Annotated in this window: 19 protein-coding genes and 1 riboswitch; of the genes, 1 reads left to right on the plus strand and 18 read right to left on the minus strand. The window is 65.7% G+C overall.

Annotated elements, in window-relative coordinates; genetic code table 11:
- Positions 1-89 precede the first annotated feature (89 nt).
- Positions 90-2,063 carry an ATP-binding protein gene (locus HUK72_RS07730; protein ID WP_369805931.1) on the plus strand — a complete coding sequence of 658 codons (1,974 nt, stop codon included), beginning with the start codon at positions 90-92 and terminating at the stop codon, positions 2,061-2,063.
- Here the strand turns inward: HUK72_RS07730 and HUK72_RS07735 are convergent.
- The 18 genes from HUK72_RS07735 to HUK72_RS07815 form a co-directional block, all read right to left on the minus strand.
- The gene (locus tag HUK72_RS07735) at positions 2,020-2,901 is read right to left on the minus strand and encodes a hypothetical protein (protein ID WP_176596269.1); all 882 of its coding nucleotides are present in this window, start codon (positions 2,899-2,901) and stop codon (positions 2,020-2,022) included. The genes HUK72_RS07730 and HUK72_RS07735 overlap by 44 nt on opposite strands.
- A 40-nt stretch (positions 2,902-2,941) precedes the next feature.
- Positions 2,942-3,586: a DUF938 domain-containing protein gene (locus tag HUK72_RS07740; protein ID WP_176596270.1), complete on the minus strand. Its 645-nt coding sequence runs from the start codon at positions 3,584-3,586 to the stop codon at positions 2,942-2,944.
- Positions 3,583-5,154 carry an aminomethyl-transferring glycine dehydrogenase subunit GcvPB gene (gene gcvPB / locus HUK72_RS07745; protein ID WP_176596271.1) on the minus strand — a complete coding sequence of 524 codons (1,572 nt, stop codon included), beginning with the start codon at positions 5,152-5,154 and terminating at the stop codon, positions 3,583-3,585. Before gcvPB ends, HUK72_RS07740 begins: the two co-directional genes overlap by 4 nt.
- Before the next feature lie 154 nt (positions 5,155-5,308).
- Positions 5,309-6,667 carry an aminomethyl-transferring glycine dehydrogenase subunit GcvPA gene (gene gcvPA / locus HUK72_RS07750; protein ID WP_176596272.1) on the minus strand — a complete coding sequence of 453 codons (1,359 nt, stop codon included), beginning with the start codon at positions 6,665-6,667 and terminating at the stop codon, positions 5,309-5,311.
- A gap of 53 nt (positions 6,668-6,720) precedes the next feature.
- On the minus strand, positions 6,721-7,092 hold the full coding sequence (gcvH, locus tag HUK72_RS07755) for a glycine cleavage system protein GcvH (protein ID WP_066559365.1): 372 nt from the start codon (positions 7,090-7,092) through the stop codon (positions 6,721-6,723).
- A gap of 59 nt (positions 7,093-7,151) precedes the next feature.
- Entirely contained in the window at positions 7,152-8,318 is a 1,167-nt protein-coding gene (gene gcvT / locus HUK72_RS07760; protein WP_176596273.1) for a glycine cleavage system aminomethyltransferase GcvT, read from the minus strand.
- Positions 8,319-8,497: 179 nt separating this feature from the next.
- A riboswitch (glycine riboswitch) is annotated at positions 8,498-8,597 on the minus strand.
- 71 nt (positions 8,598-8,668) lie between these two features.
- Positions 8,669-9,826, minus strand: coding sequence for a deoxyguanosinetriphosphate triphosphohydrolase (locus tag HUK72_RS07765; protein WP_176596274.1), 1,158 nt, complete (start codon positions 9,824-9,826; stop codon positions 8,669-8,671).
- Between the two features lie 68 nt (positions 9,827-9,894).
- Positions 9,895-11,793: a tetratricopeptide repeat protein gene (locus HUK72_RS07770; protein ID WP_176596275.1), complete on the minus strand. Its 1,899-nt coding sequence runs from the start codon at positions 11,791-11,793 to the stop codon at positions 9,895-9,897.
- A gap of 123 nt (positions 11,794-11,916) precedes the next feature.
- Complete coding sequence (gene ftsZ / locus HUK72_RS07775; protein ID WP_176596276.1) at positions 11,917-13,371, minus strand: cell division protein FtsZ; 1,455 nt, start codon at positions 13,369-13,371, stop codon at positions 11,917-11,919.
- A 110-nt stretch (positions 13,372-13,481) separates the two neighbouring features.
- Entirely contained in the window at positions 13,482-14,768 is a 1,287-nt protein-coding gene (gene ftsA, locus HUK72_RS07780) for a cell division protein FtsA (protein ID WP_176596277.1), read from the minus strand.
- 5 nt (positions 14,769-14,773) lie between these two features.
- The gene (locus tag HUK72_RS07785; RefSeq protein WP_176596278.1) at positions 14,774-15,724 is read right to left on the minus strand and encodes a cell division protein FtsQ/DivIB; all 951 of its coding nucleotides are present in this window, start codon (positions 15,722-15,724) and stop codon (positions 14,774-14,776) included.
- Complete coding sequence (locus HUK72_RS07790; RefSeq protein WP_176596279.1) at positions 15,717-16,682, minus strand: D-alanine--D-alanine ligase; 966 nt, start codon at positions 16,680-16,682, stop codon at positions 15,717-15,719. Before HUK72_RS07790 ends, HUK72_RS07785 begins: the two co-directional genes overlap by 8 nt.
- Positions 16,679-17,620, minus strand: a complete 942-nt coding sequence (gene murB, locus HUK72_RS07795; RefSeq protein ID WP_176596280.1) for a UDP-N-acetylmuramate dehydrogenase — start codon at positions 17,618-17,620, stop codon at positions 16,679-16,681. The genes HUK72_RS07790 and murB overlap by 4 nt, the downstream gene beginning before the upstream one ends.
- On the minus strand, positions 17,617-17,814 hold the full coding sequence (locus HUK72_RS07800; protein WP_176596281.1) for a hypothetical protein: 198 nt from the start codon (positions 17,812-17,814) through the stop codon (positions 17,617-17,619). Before HUK72_RS07800 ends, murB begins: the two co-directional genes overlap by 4 nt.
- Positions 17,814-19,250, minus strand: coding sequence for a UDP-N-acetylmuramate--L-alanine ligase (gene murC, locus HUK72_RS07805; protein ID WP_176596282.1), 1,437 nt, complete (start codon positions 19,248-19,250; stop codon positions 17,814-17,816). The genes HUK72_RS07800 and murC overlap by 1 nt, the downstream gene beginning before the upstream one ends.
- Complete coding sequence (locus HUK72_RS27195; protein ID WP_255325645.1) at positions 19,247-19,375, minus strand: hypothetical protein; 129 nt, start codon at positions 19,373-19,375, stop codon at positions 19,247-19,249. The genes murC and HUK72_RS27195 overlap by 4 nt, the downstream gene beginning before the upstream one ends.
- The gene (gene murG / locus HUK72_RS07810) at positions 19,372-20,538 is read right to left on the minus strand and encodes an undecaprenyldiphospho-muramoylpentapeptide beta-N-acetylglucosaminyltransferase (protein WP_176596283.1); all 1,167 of its coding nucleotides are present in this window, start codon (positions 20,536-20,538) and stop codon (positions 19,372-19,374) included. The genes HUK72_RS27195 and murG overlap by 4 nt, the downstream gene beginning before the upstream one ends.
- Complete coding sequence (locus tag HUK72_RS07815) at positions 20,535-21,737, minus strand: FtsW/RodA/SpoVE family cell cycle protein (RefSeq protein WP_176596284.1); 1,203 nt, start codon at positions 21,735-21,737, stop codon at positions 20,535-20,537. Before HUK72_RS07815 ends, murG begins: the two co-directional genes overlap by 4 nt.
- Positions 21,738-21,746: the final 9 nt, after the last annotated feature.

A 21,746-nucleotide genomic window follows, 5' to 3' on the forward strand; every position in this document is an offset into this window, starting at 1 on the left:
TCCCACGCAAAATCGGAACTTTCCACCTGCGGCATTTCTCGCTTAATGTTGTTCGTCTAGTGTAACTGTCGATGGCGGACGGGTTTTTCATGGATGAACATGCGACCGGGTGGCGAGCAATCATAGCGCGCTTCCTGCCGCTGGTGCTGGTCGTCCTGCTGATGGGGTCGCTTGGCACGCTGCTGTACAGCGCCAGCCATGCGGCGCGCGACCATGAGCGGGCGCTGAAGGAACAGCGCCGCAGTTTCGAGGTCATCGCCCTTGCCCGCGCCTTCGAAGCCAAGACCGCCCGCGCCGAAGTGACGCTGGCCCGCTATGTCATCAGCCTCGACCCCGATACCGGCCGGCTGTTCCAGGACCAGTGGCGCACCGCCGCCAGCCAGCTCAAGACGCTGACCTATTCGACCCGCCATTCGGACTGGCAGCGGGGCAATGTGCTGGCGCTGCAAGCCGCCTTCGATCAGCGGGGCAAGACGCTGAGCGAGATCGGGCTGCGCACCACCTACGACCAGAAGATGGGCGCGCTCGCCCAGTTCCATCAGGCGGGCAAGTCCCGCGACCTGATGCGCATCACGGCCCTGCTGGACCGGGTTATCCAGGCGGAAAATGCCCGGCTGCGGGAACGCAGCGAAGCCGTGTCGCTGGCCGGGGACCGCAATGAATGGTTCGGCAAGACATCCCAGCTTTTCGGCCTGGTGCTGCTGGTCTGCGTGCTGTTCGCGCTGTGGTTCGCCAACGCCGCCTATAGCGAGCGGCGCAACGCGCGGCGGCAGGCGGAAAATGAGGGCGAGCGGGCCGACCGGCTGGAGACGGCGGTGGCGGAACGCACAGCCGAACTGTCGGACGCCTATGAGCGGCTCAAGAAGGAAACCGCCGAACGCGCCGCTGCCGAGGAAAATCTGCGCCAGATGCAGAAGATGGACGCCGTGGGCCAGCTTACCGGCGGCATCGCCCATGATTTCAACAATATGCTGGCGGTGGTGGTCGGCGGGCTTGAACTGGCCAAGCGCAAGCTGCGCCTGAAACCGCAGGAGGCGAGCCGCCACCTCGACAATGCGATGGAGGGGGCCAATCGCGCCGCCGCCCTCACCCGCCGCCTGCTGGCTTTCGCCCGGTCCGAACCGCTCTTGCCCAATGCGGTCGATCCCGATGCGCTGGTGGCGGGCCTTTCGGACCTGATCGACCGGTCGATCGGGGACCAGATCAGCATGGCCTTCGAGAAGGAAGCGCAGGGCTGGCGGATATTCGTCGACCAGCATCAGATGGAAAATGCGATATTGAACCTGTGCGTCAATGCGCGGGATGCGATGGACGGGCGCGGCCGCCTGATCATCCGGACGGCTCAGGCCCGGCTTGCCCCGCAGGAGATCGGGGAATGCGCCGGCGGCGAATATGTCACGCTGAGCGTCGTCGACGATGGCTGCGGCATGACGCCCGAAATCCTTTCCCGCGTGTTCGAACCCTTTTTCACGACCAAGCCGGTCGGCAAGGGAACGGGCCTCGGCCTCAGCCAGATTTTCGGCTTCGTGCATCAGAGCGAGGGCGAAATCCGCATCGAATCCGAAACCGGCAAGGGCACGAGCGTCCATATCTACCTCCCCCGCCATATCAGCGCGGAAGGAGAGGATGTGGCCGACGCGCATGCGCCCGACCGGGAACCGGTGCTGCATCCGCCGACGCGCATCCTAGTGGTGGAGGATGATCCCCGCGTCCTCAACCAGACCATGGCGGCGCTGGCGGAGCTAGGCCATCTGCCGGTCGCCTGCGACCATCCGTCCAAGGCGGCAAAGCTGCTGAGCAGTCATCGCGACATCGGCCTGATCATGAGCGACGTGCTGATGCCCGACATGACCGGGCCGGAAATGATCCGCACCCTGCCCGCCGCCCACGCCCATCTGCCGGTGCTGTTCGTCACCGGCTATGCGGGCGACACCGCCGGAAGCGCGGATTTCGCGGGCCATGAAGTGCTGCGCAAGCCCTATACGCTGACGGGGCTCGCCCAGGCGCTGTCCCATGCGCTCAACGGATCGCACCACCCCGGAACAGCCGCGGCAGCAGAGTAAGCGCGCCGATCAGCGGCCAGCGGCGCTGCCAGGGCTTGATCTCGATCGCCGTGCCGGCGTGGCGGTTGATCTTCCAGGCGAGATAATCAATGCCGCCCGCATAGGTGAAGCTGGCCTTGGCGAGACGGATGACGGAGAGCCATTTGCCCCGCCTTTGCAACCGCCGCCAGCGGGCAGCCGCTTGTTCGGGGGCAAGCGACGGCGGCAGCCCCTGCGCCAGCGCGGCTTCCCCGAAGCGGCGATAGCGGTCGGGGTCGGCGTCGACGATGGAGAGGGAACGGCCCTTCCGCTCGGCGCGCAGTTCCGCGCCATAAGTCAGGGTGAAGCCGGTCCGCCAGAGCGCCAGCGCATCCTTCTCCTCCGCCATCGGCCGGGCAAGCGACAGCAAGGTCGGCGTGGCGCTGGCGACGGCAGCGATGGCGCGCTGGCGGGCAAGGTCATCTGCCGCCCAAAGCAGCCGCGCCGGTTGGGCAAAGCGCGCCCAGACCGAGACATTATCGGCGGCGGTGCTGCTGAGGCGGGCAAAATCCGCCTCCGACAGCACGGCATATTTGGCGAGCAGGCCGTTATGCTCGAACGGGAAGACATTGGGCGGGATCAGCCGGTTGGCGGTCGCGAGCCAGCTTTTTCCATAAGCGGCGCGATAGTCCGACACGATCAGGTAGAAATCCAGCATCAGCCCGTCGAGATTCTTCTCCCGCAGGCAGGAGCCATAGAAAAGCACGGCCCGCGAGGCATCGGGATATTGGGCGGCCAGCGCGCCCGCCATGGCCGCCGCCCGAGGATCGGCCGGTGCGGCAAGTTCGGCGGTGACGAGGGAGAGGAGAGTGTGAGGCATTGGTCCTGTCTGCAGCGCACCGTGCGAGCATGGCGGTCTATCAATCCCGCTGCCGGAATATCAACGATAGATTGTTCGCGGGCATCTCAACCAGACGCCGAAATGCGAGCCCCTCCCCCTCGGCAATGGCGATCACATCTTCCAGCCGACGCAAGCCCCATTGCGGATCGCGTGCCTTGAGGGATGCGTCGAAGGCCAGATTGCTCGGCGCGGTTTCGACATTATCCCGGAGATAAGGACCATAGAGGTAGAGCAGGCCGCCCGGCGGCAGCACGGCCCCCGCTCCCCTCGTCAACCCGAGCGTCGCTTCCCAGGGGCTGATGTGGACCATATTAATACACAGCACCGCATCCGCCTTTCCCACCGGCCAGTCAGCGCTCGCATCGAGCCTGACCGGCGGGCTCACATTGGGTAATCCCGCTTCCACGCGCCATGCCTCGATGGAAGCCAGCGCCACAGGATCGGGGTCGCTCGGCTGCCAATCGAGCATGCGCAGCGCAGCGGCGAAATGGATCGCATGCTCGCCGCTGCCGCTCGCCACCTCCAGCACAAGGCCGGAGGACGGCAGTTCCTGACGCAACACCGACAATATGGCGTCACGGTTGCGCTCCGTCGCGGCGGCGTGGCGCTTCCCCGCCGCAACGGGGCCGGAACCGGGTTCCCACGGCTCCGGCCGATCCGTCATTCGGCGGCTTCCGCCAGCGCGGGATCGGTCCAGGTCAGGACTGGCTTGCGCGCAGCCAGCGTCTCGTCCAGGCGGCGGCGCGGGGCGAAATAGGGCGCGCCCTTCAGCGCCTCGTCACCCGCCTTGGCGCGTTCGGCCAGACTGCGCAGCGCCAGGATGAACTGGTCGAGCGCCGCCTTGCTTTCCGTCTCGGTCGGTTCGACCAGCATCGCGCCATGGACGACCAGCGGGAAATACATGGTCATCGGGTGGAAGCCCTCGTCGATCAGCCCCTTAGCGATGTCGAGCGTGGTGAAGCCTTCCGCCAGCCCCTTGTCGCTGAACAGCGCCTCATGCATGCAGGGGCCGCTGCCGCCAAAGGGTGCGTCCAGCACATCGTCCAGGCTGCGCAGGATATAATTGGCGTTCAGCACCGCGTCGCTCGCCACCTGCCGCAATCCGTCCGCGCCGTGGCTGAGGATATAGGTCAGGGCGCGGGTGAACATGCCCATCTGGCCGTGGAAGGCGACCATGCGGCCGAAGCTGCTGGCATGATGTTCGTCCGCCGTCTCTTCCTCGACCAGCACGAACTTGTCGCCCTGCTTTTCGACGAAGGGCAGCGGCGCGAAGGGGGCAAGCGCTTCGGACAACACCACCGGACCCGAACCCGGCCCGCCGCCGCCATGGGGCGTGGAGAAGGTCTTGTGCAGGTTGATGTGCATCGCGTCGACGCCCAGGTCGCCGGGGCGGACCCGGCCGACGATGGCGTTGAAGTTCGCGCCGTCGCAATAGACAAAGGCTCCGGCGGTGTGCACCGCGTCGGAGATCGTCTTCATGTCGCGCTCGAACAGGCCACAGGTATTGGGGTTGGTGATCATCACCGCCGCGACATCGGGGCCGAGGCGGGCCTTGAGGGCCTCCAGATCGACGCGACCGTCCGGGGTCGCGGGGATGTCCTCGACCTTATAGCCGCAGAAAGCCGCCGTGGCGGGATTGGTGCCATGGGCGCTTTCCGGCACGAGGATGACGCTGCGCGCATCGCCCCGGGCTTCGAGCGCGGCGCGGATCGCCAGCAGGCCGCACAGCTCGCCATGCGCGCCCGCCTTGGGACTCATCGCGACCGAATGCATGCCGGTCAGCGTCACCAGCCACTGCGCCAGCTCATGGATCACCGCCAACGCGCCCTGCACCGTCGATTGCGGCGCGAGCGGGTGGAGATCCGCGAAACCGGGCATCCGCGCCACCTTCTCATTGAGGCGCGGGTTATGCTTCATCGTGCAGGAGCCGAGCGGGAACAGGCCCAGGTCGATGGCGTAGTTCTGGCGGCTGAGGCGCGTGTAATGGCGCACCGTCTCCTGCTCCGACAGGCCGGGCAGGCCGATCCCGTCGGTGCGGGCGAGATTGCCGAGGCGACTGGCGACCTTGGGCGCTTCGGCAAAGTCGACGCCGGTGGTATCCGTCGAGCCGATCTCGAAGATCAGCGCTTCCTCCAGCATCAGCGCGCGGTTGCCGGTGGCGGTCGCGGGGGCGCCGCCGGCTTCGATGACGGCTTGCGGCGCGGTGGGGCGGCCTTCCTTCAACATGGTCATGCCGCAATCTCCTGAATCCAGAGGCCGTTCGCTTCGAGCGAAGTCGAGAAGCGGCAAGCGCACACGCATCGTTTCTCGACCTTGGCCTGTCCTGAGCGCCTGCCTTGGCAGGCAGTCGAAGGGCTCGAAACGAACGGAGGTTGGTTGCTATGCGTCATGCCAGTTCCTCCTCAAGCACCTTGGCAAAGGCTTCGATGTCCTCCGGCGTCACGGTTTCGGTGACGGCGACGACCAAGCCGTTGCCGATCTCCGGCGCGTCCGGGAACAGGCGGCCCAGCGATACGCCGCCCAGCACGCCCCTGTCGGCCAGGGTGCGGACGACTTCGCGGGCGTCCTTCGACAGCACCAGCGTGAATTCGTTGAAGAAGCTGTCGTTGAGCAACTTCACACCCGGCACCTTGGCGAGACGGTCAGCCGCCTGACAGGCAAGCGCATGGTTGAGGCCCGCCAGTTCGCGCAGCCCCTTTTCGCCCAGCAGGGTCATATGGATGCTGAACGCCAGCGCGCAGAGGCCCGAATTGGTGCAGATGTTCGACGTCGCCTTTTCGCGGCGGATATGCTGCTCGCGGGTCGAAAGGGTCAGCACGAAGCCGCGCTTGCCCGCCGCGTCCACCGTCTCGCCGCACAGGCGGCCCGGCATCTGGCGGACATATTTCTGCTTGCACCCGAACAGGCCCAGATAGGGACCGCCGAATTGCAAGCCGACGCCGATGGACTGGCCTTCCCCGACGACGATGTCCGCGCCCATGTGGCCCGGCGCCCGACAAGCGCCCAGCGCAACCGGCTCCGTCACGACGGCAACCAGCAGCGCGCCCGCCGCATGGGCAGCGTCCGCGAGCGGGGTCAGGTCAGCGATGCGGCCGAGAATGTCGGGATATTGGACGACGACGCAGCTCGTATCCTTGTCGATCCTGGCGATCAGCGCGTCGATGTCCGTGGCAGCGTCCAGGGTCGGCGCTTCATGCACCAGCGCGTCGCCGGTGAACTTCGCCATGGTGTTGGCGACCGAGACATAATGGGGATGCAGGCCGGAGGAGAGGATCGCCTTGTCCCGCTTGGTGATGCGGCGGGCCATGCCGATCGCCTCCCAGCAGGCGGTCGAGCCGTCATACATGGAGGCGTTGGCGACATCGCAGCCGAGCAGGCGCGCCACCTGCGTCTGGAATTCGAACAGCACCTGGAGCGTGCCCTGCGCGATTTCCGGCTGATAGGGCGTATAGGCGGTCAAGAACTCGCCGCGCTGGATCAGATGATCGACGCTGGCGGGGACATGATGCCTGTAGGCGCCTGCGCCCAGGAAGAAGGGCGCCTCCCCTGCCGACAGATTTTTCCGCGCCAAAGCCGCCATATGGCGCTCGACCGCCAGCTCGCTGGCATGATCGGGTAGGCCTGCGATCTTGTCGGAAAGCCGGGCTTCGGCGGGGACGTCCACGAACAGGTCATCGATGGAGGTCGCGCCGATGACAGACAGCATCTCCTGCCGGTCGGTGTCTGTAAGGGGTAGGTAGCGCATGATGTTTTCCTGCGGGCGTCATCCCCGCCTTCGCGGGGATGACGATGATAAGATCAGAGCGAGGCCACGAACTTCTTGTAGGCGGCTTCGTTCATCAGGCCTTCCAGCTCGCTCGCATCGGCAATGCGCAGCTTGAAGAACCAGCCGTCTTCCTCGGCGTCGCTGTTCACCAGCGCGGGTTCATCCTCCAGCGCGCCGTTGGTCTCGACGACTTCGCCGGAGATCGGCGCATAGACGTCCGAAGCGGCCTTGACCGACTCCACGACGGCGGCGTCGTCGCCCTTTTCGAAGCTGGTGCCTTCGGCGGGCAGTTCGACGAACACGATGTCGCCCAACTGTTCCTGCGCATAGTCGGTGATGCCGACGGTGGCGATTTCGCCCTCGACATCGATCCATTCATGTTCGTCGGTGAAATAACGGCTCATGGATTTACTCCCCACGGAATGATTTTCTTGAAAATCATGACCAACAAAAACCAGGAAAATTACGCCTTGCGGCGGTAACGATGCGGCACGAACGGCATCGGCGCGACGGTGGCGGCGATACGCTTGCCACGCACCTCGATCTCCAGCGCCTCGCCCAGCCCGGCATGCGGCAGGCTGACCCAGCCCATGGCGATCGGCGCGCCCACGGTCGGCGCGAAGCCGCCCGAAGTGACCTCTCCCACCAGCACGTCGCCCGCATAGATGGCCGCGCCTTCGCGGGCCGGCAGCCGGCCTTCGATCTTAAGTCCCACCCGCTTGGACCCCGGCCCGTCGGCCAGTTCCTTCATCACGCGGGCATGGCCGATGAAGCCGCCTTCCTCGCGGCGGCGCTTCTGGATGGCGAAGCCCAGATCGGCGCCGATGGTGCTGACGGCGGGCGTCAGATCATGGCCATAGAGCGGCAGCCCCGCCTCAAGGCGCAGCGAATCCCGCGCGCCAAGGCCGATCGGCTTCACCTGCGGCAGTTCGCAGAGCGCGTCCGCCAGCAACGTCACGTCCCCGGCCGGAACGCTGATTTCAAAGCCATCCTCGCCGGTATAGCCCGAACGGCTGATCCACAGCGGCACGCCGCGCCAGACGAACGGCCCGGACTGCATGAAGACCAGATCGGCGGTTTCGGGGATCAGGCTGGCAAGCGCCTCGCCCGCTTTCGGACCTTGCAGGGCGAGCAGGGCCTGCTCGTCCATATGGTTCATCACGACCTCATCGGGCAGATGCTCGATCATCCAGCCGATGTCGTCATATTTGGTCGCGCCGTTGACGACCATATAGACATCCGCGCCGTCAAACGCGCCCCCCTCTTCGTCTTTGGCGCCAAGACGCGACACCATCAGGTCGTCAAGAATGCCGCCCTCTTCATCGAGCAGCATCGAATAGCGCTGGCGGAACGGCTTCAACCCCTTGATGTCGCTCGGCAGAAGCATTTCCAGCGCCTCGTCCACGCCCTCGCCGGAGAAGGTCAACTGCCCCATATGGCTGACATCGAACAGCCCCGCATGCTCGCGGGTCCAGGCATGCTCGGCCATGATGCCTTCATATTGGATCGGCATATGATAGCCCGCAAAGCCGACCATGCGCGCGCCCTTCGCCCGATGCCAGGCGTCAAGCGGCAAGTCCTGCAGCGGCAATTCTTCTTCGATATGGGCGATGTCGTCATTGCCGGACATAGGGGCGGCCTTTCCATGCGAGGGTCGTTGGCGACAAACGCGCCTGCCCGGAATCGGACCGCAAGCGCCTGCCACCCCCTCTGTCACGGAACCTGAGAGCTTTGACCACCGATCATTCGACCGGACGGCTTACCCCTTCGGTGGGACGGCGATCAAACCGTCCGCTTTCCAGAGTGCCTGCCCATGATGCGGTCCTTTGGCCTGAGAGATTCCGGGGCGGTTGCTCCTTCGGCGACGGGGTGGCCTGAAAGGCTTCCCATGCTCTCCCGCATCAAGTCCGGAGTCGAATCCTCAACGCCGGAGACCTCTTCGCATTGCGTCAAACGCGGCCCGCCGTCAATCGGGCAATATCAGGCCATTTCCAGCGGGCCGAAGATTTCGGCATGGCGCTTCTCCGCATAGCGATCGGTCATGCCGGCGATGAAATCCGCGATATGGCGGCTGCGCTGCGGTTCGGACGAGACGCAATCGGCGCGCCATTCCTCAGGCATCAGCTTCGGATCGGCCTGATAGGCGCGGAAGAGATCGATCACGATCACCCTCGCCCGGTCGGCCGCCGCAAGCTGCGAGGGATGGTGGTAGAGCGTCGCATACATGAAGCGCTTGAGTTCGCGCTCCTGCGCCGCCAGTTCGGGCGAGAAGGCGACCAGCGTGCGCCCCGCGGCACGAACATCGTCGACCGTTTTCACGCCCGATTCCGCGATATTGGCGCGGGTGGCGGCGATCAGGTCGTTCGCCATGACGCCGATCTGCTCGCGCACCAGTTCGCGCAGCAGCCGATCCTGAGGCACGTCGGGATAACGGCCGCGCACCCGATCCCAGCATGTCTTGACCAGGGGGATGGTCAGCAACTGTTCCAGGCTCAGCAATCCGGCGCGCAGGCCGTCGTCGATGTCGTGATTGTCATAGGCGATGTCGTCCGCGATCGCGGCCAACTGCGCCTCCAGCGAGGCATGGCTCGGCAGGTCGAGCGGAAACAGCCCGTCCACCTCCCGCATCGCCCAGCCGGGGCGGATGACCGGACCATTATGCTTGGCCAGCCCCTCCAGCATCTCCCAGCTCAAATTCAGCCCCCGGAACAAGGGATAGGGGCTTTCGAGCAGCATCAGCGTGCGCAGCGTGTGCGCATTGTGATCGAAGCCGCCATGCTCCTCCAGCGCCGCCTCCAGCGCATCCTCGCCCGCATGGCCGAAGGGCGGATGGCCGATGTCATGGGCCAGGCAGAGCGCTTCGGTGAGATCTTCGTTCAGGCCCAGCGTCCGCGCCGTGGTGCGGCCGATCTGCGCCACCTCCAGACTGTGGGTCAGGCGCACGCGGAAATGATCGCCGTCGGGCGAGACGAACACCTGCGTCTTGTGCCGCAGGCGGCGGAAGGCGATGGAGTGGATGATCCGGTCGCGATCACGCTGAAACATGTCGCGGGGGCCGCGCATCTCGCCGCCGGGTTCGGCGTGGAGGCGGCCGCGACTCCTGTCGGGATGCGAGGCGTAGGAAGCAAGCAGCGTCATGCTGCGCCCTTTAGAGCTGTTTTCTGCAATTTTCGACTCGTCAGATAATCCATCCGACTCGAATCGCCCTATTTGGCCGGGAGCCGTTCGACCACCTCCCCGGCATCGCTTTTCCAGGCGAACACGTCCGCGCCCGCCGATTTTAGCTTGTCCTCCAGCGCCTTGGCGCGGGTGAAGCTGCTGAACGGGCCGACCAGCAGGCGGTTGGTCCGGCCCCAGCCCGCCACCCAGGCGTCCTGGGGCTCGAGCGAATCATATTTTTTGCGCAGCCCCTTCATGGTGAAGGCCAGCGCGCCCTTATTCGCGCCCGTACCCACCTGAAGCCAGTTGCGCGAGGGATTGGCGGCCAAGCGCGCCTTTTCCTCGGCGGCCTTCTTCTTTTCCTCAGCCAATTGCTTCGCCTTGGCGTCGGCTTCGGCCTTTGCCTTGGCGGCGGCGGCCTTCTTCGCCTTTTCCGCGGCAGCGGCGGCGGCCGTTTCGCGTTGGGCGCGGCGGGCGGCCTGCATCTGCGCGATTTCGGACAGGTCGACCGCGACGACGCTCGATTGACGCTCCGATTCCGGGACATCGATGGCGTGGATGATGTCGGCCAGCGACCGGGTCACGGCGGGATCGATCTGCGCGGTTGATGCAGGCGCGGCTTCAGCCACGGTGGCGGGAGGAGCAGCGGGCGGCGCGGCGGGAGGCGCGGCAGTGAACGCCGGCTCCGGCGCGCTCTGTGGTTGCGGTTGCGGTTGGGGTTGCGGTTGGGGCTGGGACTGCGGCTGGGATTGGGGCACGGGCGAACGAGGCGCGGACGCCTGCGCCAGCGTGATCGCGTTGAGCTGGCTGGCCGGCGGGTTGGCGGGCGTTGTGGGCTGGGCCGGGACGGACTCGAAGCCGGGCGCGGGCGGCCCCTGCACATTCGCGGCGGGAACCGTGGTCTGGGGAGCCGGACGGGGCGCGGCTTGAGGCGCGGATGCGGGGGGCTGCGCCGGTCCGGCGACGGCTTCCCGCCTTGGCTGCGGCTGATAGGAAGGTTGCGCCGCGGCCACGCGGGGCGGCCCTTCCGCTTGGGCAAGCGTGGCGCTGCCCGTCCCATTGCGGCGCGAACGGCGATCCTGCCGCGCCGTCCGGGCAGGTTGCGGGGTCTCGGCAACCGGCGGCCTGACGGTGGGCGCGGCCGATGCGAAAGCCGGGGGCGTCGGCGTCACGGCGACGATGGTCGTGCCGACATTGGCCGGGAAATGCCCGAAATGCACCGCCGCCGCTTTCTGGGCTGCCGTCAGATAGGGCATTTTCTGCATATAGGGCAGGATCGCGGTGGCGAGCTGCGACGGCATGGTCTGCTCCGCGATCTTCTTCGCGTCCGCCTGGCGGTTGTTCATCGCCAGGATGAAGGCGCGGTACCGCCAGGCGGCGCGGTCGCTCTTGTAGAGCAGCGGTTTCAGCACCCGTTCCGCCGCATCGACCTGGCCCGATATGCCAAGGGACGCCGCGTAGCGATGGGTCAGTTCCACATCGTCGGGCGTTCGCTGGAGCGCGGCCTGATAATCGCGCTGCGCCCCGGCCTGATCGCCGGTCATGTCCCTGGCAAGACCGCGATCGGACAGCAGCGTCGCTTCGGGATAGCCCAGCCGGACCGCCTGATCGAACAGGCGCAAGGCTTCACCCGGATTCTGGTTCTTGAGCATGACCCGCGCCAGCCCGGCCTTCACCTTGCCGTTATTGGGCTGGAGCGTGTCGGCGCGCGCGAAAAAGCCAGCCGCCGCCCGCGCATCGTCCATGTCGAGCGCCGCCTCGCCCGCGCCGATCAATGCCGCCACGTCCCGCGGATTGGACGCCAGCCGGGCGAGATTATTGTTGAGATTCTCGCCGCTGGAAGGGCGGATCGCCTGCACCTGAGCGGGTTGCGCCAAAAGGGGCCGTTCCAAGGCGGTGCCCGCTAGAAGCAGCCCGCCGAGAATCCATATGTCATAACGTCTCACAGACAGCCCTTTAGCGGAAGGAGGCGGGGCAAGGGAATATGCGACAAGAAAAAGCGCGCCCGGTTGCCCATGGCAGCCGATGGCGCGCTTGTTCTGGCGGGCGGGGCCGAAACCCGCGCCGGATTATTGGTTGCTCTGACGGTTCAGGAAGCGCGGAATGTCCGGAGACGCCCCGCCCTCATCGCTGGCGGCGGCGCCCTTGTCCGCGCCGCGGGTCAGGCCCGCCATGCGTTCGAACAGCGTGCCGCCGGTGGCGACGCGGGGAGCGGCCTGCGGCGCGGGGGCCGGAGCGGGCTTGGCTTCGGCCTCCTCGGCGCCCAGCAGCAGTTCGTCCTGCGACGGGTCTTCGTCCGAAAAGACGGCAGCCGGGCGCGACGGCGCGAAGGGCGCGGGCTTGGGCTGTTCCGCGACCGGCGGGGTCAGCGGCGCAGGCGCGGGCGCGGCGGGCACGTCCAGTTCCAGCGTCTCGGGTTCCGGTTCCGGCGCGGCAACCGGCGCAGGGGCCGGAGCAGCCGCAGGCGCGGGTTTGGCAGCGGCGGACTGCGGAACCGCGACGGCTGGGCGGCTGGCGAAGCTGAACGGCTGCGTCAGCGGTGCGGCGGCGGCGCCACTATCGCTGTCGATGCCCGTTGCGACCACCGATACGCGGATCTTGCCGTTCAGATTGTCGTTGAAGGCCGAACCCCAGATGATGTTCGCGTCCGGATCGACCAGCTCGCGGATATGGTTGGCCGCTTCATCGACTTCCATCAGGCGCATGTCGTCGCCGCCGACGATGGAGACGATCACGCCCTTGGCGCCGCGCATCGACACGCCGTCGAGCAGCGGGTTGGCGATCGCCTTCTCCGCCGCCTGGAGCGCGCGGCCGTCGCCTTCGGCTTCGCCGGTGCCCATCATCGCCTTGCCCATCTCGCCCATCACTGAGCGGACGTCCGCGAAGTCGAGGTTGATGAGGCCCGGCATGACCATCAGGTCGGTGATGCCGCGAACGCCCTGCTGCAACACCTCGTCCGCCATCTGGAAGGCTTCCTTGAAGGTGGTGTTGGGGTTGGCGATCAGGAACAGATTCTGGTTCGGAATGACGATGAGGGTATCGACATGCTTTTGCAGTTCTTCGATGCCGCTTTCGGCCGACTTCATGCGGCGATTGCCCTCGAAGGTGAAGGGCTTGGTCACCACGCCGACCGTCAATATGCCGCGATCACGCGCCGCCTTGGCGATGACGGGAGCAGCGCCGGTGCCCGTGCCGCCGCCCATGCCGGCCGCGATGAAGCACATATGCGCGCCGTCCAGCGCCTGCTCGACCGAGGCGATGGTTTCTTCAGCGGCGGCCTTGCCGATTTCGGGGCGGGAGCCTGCGCCCAGGCCTTCGGTGATTTGCGGACCAAGCTGGATGCGCCGTTCCGCCGGCGAGGCGTTCAGCGCCTGCGCGTCGGTATTGGCGACGATGAAATCCACACCCTCGACCGAAGCGGCGATCATGTTCGCGATGGCGTTGCCGCCCGCGCCGCCGACGCCGATCACCGCGATGCGTGGCTTCAACTCGTCCACATGCGGCGGGCTGATTTCAATGCTCATAAATATTAGCTCCCTCCAGCTTCGGTGACGTGAGCGAAACTGTCATCGAAGGTTAATGCAACAGATAATGGCGTAATTCACCAGTAAATTTCGTCTGACTTCACTTTATTTCAATAGTTGGTCTTCATCGCCTTGACCATTCTCTGCCACCATGCAGGCGCTCCGATACGATGGACCGTCTGAGGAGCGGGCGCTATCGTTCTAAGATCAACCGGGTTTGAAGCGCCGTAAAGCGCAAGACCAGCCAAGGTTGCAAAGGCCGGACCGCTATGCGCCTCAGGCAACGCGGCCAATCCGCGAGGCCGCCCGATGCGCACGGCGCGCCCTAGAGCACCTTGCGCATAGTCGGCAATGCCCTTCATTTCCGCGCCGCCGCCGGTCAGCACCACCTGCCGCCCGGTGGGCGTATTGAAGCCCATGCCCGCGAGCGCCGCATTAACCTCAACCATGATCTGGTTGAGCCGCTCGCAGATCACCGCCACCAGCGCGGCGCGGGTGATCTTGCCGCCATCGGCATTGGGACCGGCGCTCTGCCCCGGAATGGCGACATCGCCATGGGGCGCGGCGATCTCGATCATGTCGCGGAAGTCGCGGCGGTTCTGCATGGCGGAACCGTAGAAACATTTGATCCGCTCCGCCTGGCTGCGGCGGATACCGAAGGCCGACGCGATGTCGTCGGTGATGTCCGACGCGCCGATGGGGATGCTGTGCAGGCCGACCAGCATGCCGCCCGCGTAAAGCGAGACATTGGTGACCCCCGCGCCCAGTTCGACCAGCGCAACGCCCAGATCCCGCTCCTCTTCCGACAGGCAGGCAAGACCCGTCGCGATCGGGGACGCGACGATGGAGTTGACGTTGAGATAGGCCCCGCGCACGCAGAGGTCGAGATTGGCCAGCGGCGCGCCGTCGGCCAGCACCACATGGATGTCGACGCCCAGCAGGTCGGCATGCATGCCAAGCGGCTTCTTCACCGGCACCCGGCCATTGATGGTGAAGCAGGTCGGCTGCGCATGCAGCACCACCCGGCCCTCGGGGTCGATCCCCTGCTGGCCGGTCGTCAGAAGATCGTCAATATCCGCCTGCTCGACGCGATAGCCGCCCATGTCGCGCTCGACCGTCACGACATCGCTGACCAGGCTGCCACCCGAGAAACTGACCCAGACATCCTCGATATTCGTGCCGGCGACCCGTTCGGCCTGTTCGACCGTCTCGCGCACGGCAAGTTCGGTGCGCTCCATGTCGGCAATGAAGCCGCGCCGCACGCCCCGGCTTTCGCGCTGGCCCGTCCCCAAAATCGCCAGTTCACCATTGTCGGCGCGCCCCGCGATCAGCGCGGACACCTTCCACGACCCGATGTCGATCGCGGTGATGAACTTTTCGACCTTGGGTTGGGCCATCGGGCTTAGCCTTCCTCACCCTTGGCGGGCGCGTCGGCGCTCGCCGCAGGCTTTTCATCGGATGCGCCGGTTCCTTGACCCTGCGGCAAACGGAGCACGAACCGGTCGGGATCGCGCATGTCGAACTTGACGATGCCCCGGCCCAGCAGCCGGTTCACGCCGTCCATCCGCGCGAAATTGACCAGCGCCGTGGCCGATGGCTTGTCACCTTCCGGCAGGGAGAGCGTCTCTCCCGACTGAAAGCGCAGATCCCAGCGGCGGTTCCCGACCCAGGTCGCCCCCGCCAGCATCGGCTTCAATGCGGGCGCATTTTCCATCAGCTTGTTGAGGCCCGCCGTCTGAAGATTGGCGTTCGGCCCCACCACCAGCGGGAGATCAGGCATGGACCCCGACGATACCGATTGCAGCACCACGCCCTGCACGTCGATCAGGTGGAGCTGCCCGTCATGCTGCCACACCGCGACCGGATCGCGCTCGACAATGTCGACCACCAGCGTATCGGGCAGGCGGCGGGAAATGCGCGCATCCTTGACCCAGCCAAGCTTCAGCATGTCGCCGCGCACCTTGGGCAGATCGAGCGAGAGCATGGAACGGCTCACCTGCCCCAGCGCGATATTATAGATGGGCAGCTCGTCCATCCGCTCGACGCCGCGCACTTCGACCTTCTCGACCTCGAACCCGGCGCTGGCGGCCAGTTCGGAGGCTTTCTGCCCGGCCATGGCAGGCAGGCCCATCAATATCGCAATGCCCAGCACCGCCGCCAGCACGATGCCGACGATCGCCCAGCTTGCCATGCGCTGAAGCGTCTCTTCGCTGAAGGGCAGCAAGTCGAGCAAGCTGTCCACCCAGCTCCGGCGCTTGACCGAACGGCCCCGCCCTCCGCTGCGGCCGCGCGCGCCGGCGGTGCGCGTCGTCAGCCGCGCCGTCCCGCCACGCCGGATGCGTGCTTCAGCCATATGCAGCCCCCTTTTTCGGCCCCTTTTGCGCTCCCTCCAGCGCGTCCTCGACAATACGCTCCACCAGCTCGGCATAGTCAATGCCCAGCTTCGCCGCCTGTTCGGGAACGAGGCTCAAAGGGGTCATGCCCGGCTGGGTATTCACCTCCAGCAGAAACAGCCCCTCTACGCCCAAATTGTCGTCCCAGCGGAAATCGGAGCGCGACGCGCCCTTGCAGCCCAGCAGTTGATGGGCGCGCAGAGCGATCGACTTGCAGGCTTCCGCAATCTCGTTGGGAATCTCCGCCGGGCAGACATGTTCGGTCATGCCGTCGGTATATTTGGCGTCGAAGTCGTAGAAGCCGCTTTTCGGGCGCAGTTCCGTCACCAGCAGCGCCTCATCGCCCAGCACGGCGGTCGTCAGTTCCCGGCCGCGAATATAGGGTTCGGCCAGCAACTCATCGAAATGCAGCCACGGCCCCTCGACATCCCGGCCGATGGGCGAGCCATAATTGCCGTCCTGCGTCACGATGGCGACGCCGACCGAGCTGCCCTCATTGACCGGCTTCACCACATAGGGGCGCGGCAGCGGATCGGCTTCGAACAGGCTCTCGCTGGACACGATATGGCCGCCGGGCATGGGGATGCCATGGGGCACCAGCGCCTGCTTGGTAAGCTGTTTGTCGATGGCGATGACGGATGTGGCGAGGCCCGAATGGGTGTAGGTAAGGCCCATCAGGTCCATCATGCCCTGCACCGTGCCATCCTCACCGGGGACGCCATGGAGGGCGTTGAAGACGACATCCGGCTTGGTTTCTGAAAGGCGCAGGGCGACGTCGCGGTCCATATCAATGCGCGTAACCTTATGGCCGCGCGATTCCAGCGCCTTGGCGACGCCCTCGCCCGACGACAGCGAAACGGGCCGCTCGGCGGACCAGCCACCCATCAGGACGGCAACATGCCAGGGGCCACGGCTCACTTCTTCACTCCCACAAGATTTTCAACTTTGGCGTCGTCGGCGGACAGGCCGACACGCTGAATTTCCCATTCGAGGTCAATGCCGCTCTTTGCCTTCACCCGGCGGCGGACTTCTTCGCCCAAAGCCTCGATGTCCGCGCTTGTCGCGTCGCCAAGGTTGAGCAGGAAATTGGTGTGCTTCTCCGAAACCTGCGCGCCGCCCAGTTGCAGGCCACGGCAACCGGCTTCGTCCACAAGCTGCCAAGCCTTGTGCCCATCGGGATTCTTGAAGGTCGAACCGCCGGTCTTGCTGCGGAGCGGCTGACTTTCCTCGCGAGCGGCGGCGATGCGGTCCATCTCCGCCTGAATGGCAGCCGGTTCGCCCGCCACGCCCCGGAACACGGCGCTCACCACCACCGCGCCCTCGGGCAAAGTGCTATGACGATAGGTGTAGCCCAGCGCATCGAGCGGCAACGTGACCCGCTCGCCCGAGCGCAGCACGACCTCGCACTCCACCAATATGTTGCAGGTCTCACGCCCATAAGCGCCGCCATTCATCCGCACGAAGCCGCCGACCGTGCCGGGGATCGAGCGCAGGAACTCCAGCCCCGCGATCCCCGCATCCCGCGCCGTCGAGGACACGAGAATGCCCGAAGCCCCTCCCCCGCAACGCAGCGACGTCGCGTCCACCTGCTCGACCTTGGCGAAGGGCTTGCCGAGGCGCACGACCACGCCCGGAACGCCGCCATCGCGCACGATCAGGTTGGAACCCAGCCCCAGCCCCATCACCGGGATCGCCGGATCGAGTTCACGCAGAAGATCGGAAAGGTCTTCCACATCCTTCGGCTCGAACAGCCATTGCGCAAGGCCCCCCGCCTTGAACCAGACGAGGGGACCGAGCGGCGCATCCGCCTTGAGCGAGCCGCGAACCGAAGGAAGGGTCGTCGCCGCCAGCGTCAATCGCGCATCCCCCAGAGCCGCATCCAGCCCTTCATCGCCTTCATGCCCGCTTCGCCCGCCTGGGTCGCGGCGATCCCCGCATCGACATTGCGCTGGGCCGCATCGACCATCTGCTGCGCGACCTCGACACCCTGCATCTGGGCGTCGATCATGCGCTTCTGCATTTCGAGGCCGACATGGAAGAGCTCGAACATCAGGCCGCCTCTTTCGCTGCGACAGCCGGAGCCAGCCCCGCCGCCCATTTGGTGATGTCGCCCGCGCCCAGGCAGATGATCATGTCGTCCGCCTGGACATCGGCCGCGATCATGCGGGCAAGGTCGTCGGCGCCCTCGATGGTCGCGGCGTTGCGATGGCCGCGGCGCTTCAGGCCCGCCACCAATTCAGCGCTGTCGACGCCCTCGATCGGCTGCTCGCCCGCCGGATAGACCGGGGCGGCATAGACGATGTCGGCGTCGTTGAAGGCCTGCTGAAACTCGTCCATCAGGTCGCGCAGGCGGGTGAAGCGATGCGGCTGGACCACGGCGATGACCCGGCCCCCACTCCCCGAAGCAGACAGGCCTTCGCGGGCGGCGGCGAGCACCGCCTTGATCTCGACCGGATGGTGGCCATAATCGTCGATCACGGTCGCGCTGCCGCCGTCGACAGCGATTTCCCCGACCTTGGTGAAGCGGCGCTTCACCCCGCCGAACTTGGCGAAGCCGGTCTGGATGGTCGCGTCATCGATGCCCATCTGCAACGCCACGCCGATCGCCGCCATGGCGTTCAGCACATTATGACGGCCCGGCATCGGCATTTCGATGCCCTCGATCCGGCGAAGCGACCCATCGCGCTCGCGGATTTGCACGTCGAAGCGGTTGCCGCCGGGGATGGGCTGGACATTCTCGCCGCGAATGTCGGCCTGTGCCGAGAAACCATAGGTGACGATGCGCCGGTCCTGCACGCGGGGCAGGATCGCCTGCACCTCGGGATGGTCCAGGCACAGCATCGCCGCGCCGTAGAAGGGCACATTTTCGACAAACTCGACAAAGGCGTCCTTCACCTTGTCGAAGCTGCCATAATGGTCGAGATGTTCGGGATCGATATTGGTCACGACCGCCAGCGTGCCGTCGAGCCGCAGGAAGCTGCCGTCGCTCTCATCGGCCTCGACAACCATCCAGTCGCTCTTGCCGAGGCGGGCGTTGGAGCCGTAGCTGTTGATGATGCCGCCATTGATGACGGTCGGGTCCACCCCGCCCGCATCCAGCAACGCCGCGACCATAGAGGTGGTGGTGGTCTTGCCATGGGTGCCCGCAACGGCGACAGTGGACTTCAACCGCATCAGCTCCGCCAGCATTTCGGCGCGGCGGATGACGGGGACACGGCGCTCCAGCGCCAGATCGACTTCCGGATTGCCCTTCTTGATCGCGGTAGAGGTCACGACCACGGCAGCATCGCCCAGATTTTCGGCCTTGTGGCCGATCATCACGGGGATGCCCTTCTTGCGCAGCCCTTCCACGACATAGCCTTCCGCCACGTCGGACCCCTGAACCTTGTAACCCAGATTATGCATCACCTCAGCGATCCCGGACATGCCGATGCCGCCAATGCCGATGAAATGGATCGTGCCGATGTCGGTGCCGACACCCTTCATACGATATTATCCTTGCTATAATGCCCGTTCACCCTGAGCCCGCCGAAGGGCTTCACGTCTTCCTTCAGGAAAAAAGAGGGCTTCGACAGGCTCAGCCCGAACGGGGAGAGGTTGGCGTTCGTCATGCAGGAACACCCTGCAAATTGAGACTGGTCGGCGTCGGCCCGACCTTGAGCGGATCGTTCATGATCGGCGCCGGGCCGATGCTTTCCAGCAGGTCCGCCATGTCGCGCGCCGCATCCGGACGGCCGCAGGCGCGGGCGCGCTTGGCGGCGTTCTGAAGCGCGCCGGGTTCCAGCGCCATCTTCTGCATCTGCTTGGCAAGTTCGACGGCGGTAAAGCGCGCCTGCGGGATGGTCCTCGCACCGCCCGCCTCGGTCATTTCGCGGGCATTGGCGGTCTGATGGTCGTCCATCGCGCTGGGCAGCGGGATCAGGATCGCGGGCCGCCCCGCGCAAGTCAGCTCCGCCAGCGTCGAAGCCCCCGCCCGCGCAATCACCAGATGCGACCAGCCCAGCTTTTCCGGCACATCGTTGAAATAGGTCGCGAGGTCGGCGGGAATCTCAAGATCAGCATAGAGCTTGCGGACCCGCTCTATATCCTCGGCGCGACACTGCTGCGTCACTTGCAGTCGGCGGCGCAGACTCAAGGGCAACATGCCCAAGCCGTCGGGCACCACGCTTGAGAGGATCGTTGCTCCCTGACTGCCGCCGATCACCAGCACGCGGAAGACGCTCTCGTCGGTCAATGCGGGGAATTCCTCCTCGCGGAGATGCTTCACTTCCTCGCGAACCGGATTGCCGATCAGATGGACCTTATCGGCATATTTGTCCTTGAGCCGCTGCACGTCGGGATAGGCCGTCGCGATCGCATCCACCCGGCCCGCCAGATAGCGGTTCACCCGGCCCAGCACCGCATTCTGCTCATGGATGGCGGTCGGAATGCCATCGGCCAGCGCGCCGAGCAGCGCAGGCATGGCCGGATAGCCGCCAAAGCCGACCACGGCGGTCGGGCGGAACGTCTCGTTCAAGCGGCGCGCCATCGCCCGGCCCGCCAGGATCGCGTTCAACGCCCCGGCCCAGCTCTTCGGATTCTTCGTCATGCGCCCGGCGGGCATGACATGAACCTGCGCCTTATCGAAAATGCCGGGAATCTTGGCGCCGCGCTCATCCGTCACCAGCGCGACATGATGGCCGCGCGCCATCAGCTCCTCCGCGACGGCATGCGCTGGAATCATATGACCACCCGTCCCGCCTGCGGCGAGGACGAAGTGCCGGGAAATGCTCATCGACCACTCCATTTGACGACCGTGTGCCGACCCATGAAGGGATTGCGCCGCGTGAACGCGAGCAACAGGCCGACGCCGATACAAAGCGCCAGCATAGAGGAGCCGCCATAGCTGATAAAGGGCAGCGTCATGCCCTTGGACGGAAATATCTGGGCATTGACGCCCATGTTGATGATCGCCTGCAAGCCGAACTGGGTGGTGAGGCCCGCGGCGGCGAGGATGGTGAAATTATCGTCCTCATCCAGCATCCGCAGGAACACCCGCACGACGATGGCCAGATAGACGCAGGCGATGCCGATGCAGGCGAGCAGGCCGAACTCCTCCCCGATGACGGAGAAGATATAGTCGGTATGCGCTTCAGGCAGGCGGAACTTGTTCTGCCCACCGCCCGGCCCGACGCCAAGGAAGCCGCCATGGGTGATGGTGCGGAAGGCGAGTTCGGTCTGGTCCGGCCCGGTATCCTGCGCGATGCCGATGCCGAGGAAGTCGTTGATGCGCTGACGGCCATTTTCATAGAACATGTACATCAGCACCAGCCCGCCCAGCGCGGCCCCCGCCAGACCGCCAATGGCGCGCATCGACACGCCCGACAGCAGCAGCAACCCGCCCCAGCAGGCGAGGAAGATCACGGTCTGCCCGAAATCCGGCTGTTTCATCAGGATCGCCGCGATCAGCGCCGTGGTCACGCCCGTCAGCGGAATCACCGGCAGGCTCATATCCTTGCCGCGCAGCGACAGCAGCCAGGCCATGGTGACGACGTAGACGGGCTTCAGAAATTCGGACGGCTGGAAGCGGAAACCCGGCAGGTCGATCCAGCGCTTCGCCCCGTTCACCACGGAGCCCAACACGGGCACCAGCAACAGCGCCAGCCCAAAGACGATGCACAGGCAGAAGGCCAGCCGACGCGCCTGAGTCCGGGGCAGCATGGAGATCACCAGCATGATCGGCAGGCCGATGAACACCCACATCAACTGACGGTAGAAATAGATGAGCGGGGTCACGGAAACCGTGCTGGTCGACCGGTCGATCGCCGCCACGGGCGAAGCCGCCGCGACCGCCACCAGCCCGATCGCCATCAGCGCGACGATCAGCGACAGCAGCACGCGGTCGATTTCCCAGAACCAGATGGCCAGCGCCGTGCGCTCACGCGGGACGGTGCGGTTCCTGAACTCCTTTACAAGATCGCCTGCCCTCGACATGCCCCTTTT

The organism is Sphingobium sp. 15-1 (genome assembly GCF_013375535.1).
Lineage (GTDB): Bacteria > Pseudomonadota > Alphaproteobacteria > Sphingomonadales > Sphingomonadaceae > Sphingobium > Sphingobium aromaticivastans.